The 4,459-nt window shown below is 56.4% G+C and carries 2 protein-coding genes and 1 pseudogene; all 3 read right to left on the reverse strand.

Translation table 11 applies throughout. The features are described 5' to 3' along the window. Positions 1–146: 146 nt before the first annotated feature. Positions 147–695, reverse strand: a pseudogene (locus tag SxD43FB_RS23030) (IS5 family transposase); the annotation flags it as partial. A 1,031-nt stretch (positions 696–1,726) separates the two neighbouring features. Further along, entirely contained in the window at positions 1,727–4,018 is a 2,292-nt protein-coding gene (locus SxD43FB_RS23035; protein WP_096064110.1) for a TonB-dependent receptor, read from the reverse strand. 13 nt (positions 4,019–4,031) lie between these two features. Continuing rightward, a complete protein-coding gene (locus SxD43FB_RS23040; protein ID WP_096064111.1) occupies positions 4,032–4,313 on the reverse strand; it encodes a hypothetical protein in 282 nt (93 codons plus the stop codon). Between the last annotated feature and the right edge of the window lie 146 nt (positions 4,314–4,459).

Consider the following 4,459-nt stretch of genomic DNA (forward strand, 5'->3'; position numbering starts at 1 on the left):
AGCTCTGGGTCGGCGACATTAATCAACACTCCCCGCCGCACCGAGAACCGCACTATATTCCGACAACACGCCTCGTACGTATGGCTCAAGCACTATGCTTCGCTACCTAATCGTACAAAGTCGAGCTTAAGAGCCTGTCTTGAATCTCATGTGTAACGAGCGATGCGCCGAATGAGGACGATGGCAGCGGCGGCATAGAGAAGCGGGGTTGCTGATTTGATGCTTCGCTCGAAGTCCTTGGCCAAGCGGCGATTTCTGTTGAGCCATGCGAATGTCCGTTCGACCACCCATCGTCTGGGATGGACGACGAAGCCAGTCTGATCGGCGAATTTTCGGACGATTTCGATGGTGATGGAGGTGGCATCCAGGACGCGATGGCTATTGTAGGCGCTGTCGGCATAGGTGCGCTCGACGAAGGGATGGCGCTGGCGTGATTGCTTGAGCAGCGGCACCGCGCCATCACGGTCCTGAACGTCGGCACCATGGACCAGCAGCTTAAGCGCACGACCATCGGTATCAACCATAGCGTGGCGCTTGCACCCCATGGTTTTCTTGCCTGCGTCATAGCCGCGCGGCCCACTCGCCTCGCTGGTCTTGACGCTCTGACTGTCGATCACCGCTGCCGATGGCATCGGCTCTCGCCCTGTCCGGATACGGTCGATCTGGACGAGATGGTGGTTCAGGCTTTCAAACACAAGCAGGATGAGTGGGGCGACATTATTTGTGGTCAGAGAAAGGCTCGGCGCGAAAAACGCAATCAGCCAGAACATTGCAGCTGCTGTCCACCATGACTTGGCATACCAGGGTCGCCAGAACCAATGTGCTGCTTTTGGCTTTACCAGATCTGAGCTCTGCGGCGGTTCACCTGGAATGGGTTTGTCTTCCGTTCCGCTCATGCGATCCTCCTTCTGGTCGATACTATCACGCCCGGGGTCGCGCGGATAAAAAATCACTCCCAAAATGGGAGCATTCACCCCCCACCCTCTCTTTCCCTTGGATAATTGCTGAAAGTTGGTCGGAAGGCACCCAAGCTCCAATCTTTGCAAAGCGCATGAGAGCAAAATGACAAAAGGGGCCGATCCAATGCCTGCCCACCCTGCCTTTCAAACAGAAGCGGGCCGACGCTTGTAAGCCTGCACGAATTCCCGCGAAATTGCGCACAACCACGATTAGTTGCGCATTGACTCTTATAGTTGCGCGATTTATCTTTTGCGCAACTAAGGAAGTGATGTGGGCTAGCGGTCCTGCGCCTCAATTTCGGCCTTCGTTTGGTGGGCGACGTATCCGGAAATCGGTAATTCGTTCACCCGCCTGATTAGGTAGATCGAACAGCAAAAACGGCTGAACTAGGCTATTGCACCGAAACACCGACATCCAGCTTGATCAGGACCTCGTTCTTCGGCCGCCGGATCGCAGTGTTCGTCCAGGAGGGCTCAGTTATGCCCAGCACGAAGAACGGGTTATTGATTCACCGGCGCCGAGGCCGGTACCGAAACCCTCGCGCGCGCCATGACACTCGTCGAATGCGCCAAAATGAATGCCTCGATCACTAAGCTTGCATCATCGACCTGCTCAATCTCATCCACTATTACAAGATCCACAGGATCGACGATTTGTTACCCCAGAATGAGGTACAGCTGACCGTCCACGAGCACCGGTCGTCTGATGGAGTAGAGACAAAGAGCCAGCCCTGGGAAGTCCGGATATAGGTGAAGGCTATGCTAACTTATCGAAAACGAAATCGTAGATCCACGCCGAAGTTGCGCGGCTGGGATAATCCCCAGACATTTGCCGGCGTCAAGTCGCCGCCATTTTCGACGCCTCGTACGTAATGGGCATTCAAGAGATTCTGAACGTAGGCCACGATTTCCAACCCAGTATCATTCTTATAGCCAAGTCGCAGATTTAACTGAATATAGGCGTCGCGGCGGGTGATGCCTCGCCAATCATAGCTCTCGCGGCGACGTCCCTCATAGCTCCACTCACCCTGTAAATAGGCTTCGCCGCCACCCAGCGGGCGATGCACGGTTGCTATGCCCGCGCTGGACCAGATCGGATTGGGAAGGCCGCCACAATCCCGCGTCGTGCAATCTCGATCGCCACGCTTTTCGGTGCGTGTCCAGGTCAGATGCCCAGACACGTCGAAATATCGGCTTGGTCGCCAACTTATCGAATTCTCCACGCCATAGCCGATTACGCGACCGACGTTGACGACCTGCTGTGTTCGTAGCGCGGTATCGAAAAAGACAGTTTGCAAATTGCGATAGCGATAATGAAAGGCGGTCAGATCGAAGGTCAGCTTGCCTCCAAAGGCTGCTCCCTTAACACCAATCTCCTCGCTCCATATCGTCTCCGGCGCAAAGACGTCAGCCCTCGTGCCGTTGGGAACCAGCCCATATTCATCAATTGTGGTAGGCGCATCAACTGTAAAGGAGCCAAACCCTCCCGCTTTGAAGCCACGCGTGATGCTGGCATAGATGTTCAAATTGGGTGTTGCCGCATAGCGGACATATGCGCGAGGTGTCAGGCCGTCCCAACTTCGGTCTGAAGTCACGGGACCATCTGTAAAATAGGTGAATGTCCACACATTGCCCAGGCTGCTCTCGCTCGGTGGAATGTCGATGCTGAACGTCTTGGTGTCACGCGCGTAGCGAACGCCGACGCCTGCGGTGAGTGCAGACGTGAATGCATAGTTCGTGTCGAGGAAGACCGACCAACCGTGATTGCGCGAGCGCACCTCATTGATATCGACCAGGAGATTGCCGGGCGCAGGAATATAGGCGGTTTCGTAAATGTCGAGGGTCATCTCGTTGCAGTCCGCATAACCATATCCTGCGGTGCAGACCAGATCCGCATCGGCTTCATTTTCGAAGCGCGCTTTGACATTCTCCCGATAGAGCGAGAGGCCCGCCGACCAGGTAAGCCTTCGCCCATCTGGTGAAACGAGGCGAAAATCCTGACTGACGTAGCTGGCACGCTGATCCTGGCTGTAATTACCCAGTCGCAACGCCGTTCCGTCATAATCTTCAAGATAGAAGAACTTGGAACGGCGGTAGGCGGTAAGACTGTTGAAGCGCGCGAAGCTGAAATCGACATCGACCGATGCGGTCAGGCTTGTGATATCGCCGTCATCGCGTGGGTTTACCAGGTCGCTGTCCACCTCCTTTGCGGATCCACCGATTAGAATTTCCTGCTCCAGTGCCTCGTTCAGATAATCAATGACCTCGCGATCATCGTTGGAGGCGCGATACGGCGAGCCGTCGACCCTTCGACGTTCATGTTCGGCCGTCACGATAAGATCGACTTTGTCGGCCCTGTACCGCAATCCGACACGTCCTGCCTGCTTGTTGCCGCCCATCAGCCGGTCATCGCGATCCTGCGTGAAGTTGTTGTCGATCCACCCGTCAAAGCGGGTTCCATAACCGGCAACGCGCACGGCCCAATCGTCTCCTATCGGCAGGTTGATTGCGCCTTCCGCATCGATACGACGGGCACTACCCAGACCAGCATAGATGTGGCCCGAAGTCTGTCCTGGCTCGGGTTTGTTAGTGGCGATACTGATCGCGCCCGAAATCGCGTTGCGGCCAAACAGGAAGCCCTGCGGTCCACGCAATGCTTCCGCCTGAGCGATATCGAAAAGGGATGTCACTGCCGCGCCGGTCCGTCCCTGATACACCCCGTCCTTGAAGATGCCGATCGATGGATCGCCGCCGATACCATAGTCGTTTGACGTTATGCCTCGAATGGCAAGGCTGTCGATGTAGCTGTCGTCCGAATTCCCGGAAAATCCAGGCGTAAAGGTCACGATGTCCTTCACATCGTCGAGACGCGCGCGATCGAGGAAGCTTTCAGGAAAGGCCGATATCGCGGCAGGCACGCGAAAGATATTTTCATGCCGGCGTTGCGCCGTAACGACGATCTCGCCGACCACCTGCCCACTGCCGGAGGGCTGCGCCTGGGCTGGACAAGGTAGCGTGAGCGATGCAGCCGCCAAGGCGGAGACAATTATCTGATGCATGAGATTAGAGTCCTCAGGCCGCGCGCAGGCGAGCAATGATCTGGTCACATTTGACAGTCAACTCTTGGGCATTTGACCGAACCGCGCCGCCTACGGATAGCGTGTGCTCCGCATTGGCCTGCACGGCAGCAAGTCCGCCTGCGATCGAGCTGATGGCTTCATGTACCGCTTCCACATCCTGTCCGACGCTCTTGCTGCCGGCCAGGATTGTCTGGGCACCGTCATGGTGCAATTGCGCGGCTTGCGACACTTCCTCGATGTTGCGTTCGAGTGCCCGCACGAAGCCGTGCAGCAACGACAGCAGCGAGGGGGACTGTCAGGATTTCCGTGTGCGGGCGGGCATAATGGGTAAAAAGGGAGTCCCACTATGTCTCGACGCAAAGAGCCTGCCATACCGAATGAGCTTCTCGATCAGCTTTTGGCGGGCGGCGCTGCCAGTGC

The organism is Sphingobium sp. D43FB (genome assembly GCF_002312805.1).
Lineage (GTDB): Bacteria > Pseudomonadota > Alphaproteobacteria > Sphingomonadales > Sphingomonadaceae > Sphingobium.

Bases quoted from the DNA above. Each gene is read 5' to 3' on its own strand.
- SxD43FB_RS23035 (WP_096064110.1), bottom strand. From the start codon at position 4,018: ATGCATCAGATAATTGTCTCCGCCTTGGCGGCTGCATCGCTCACGCTA.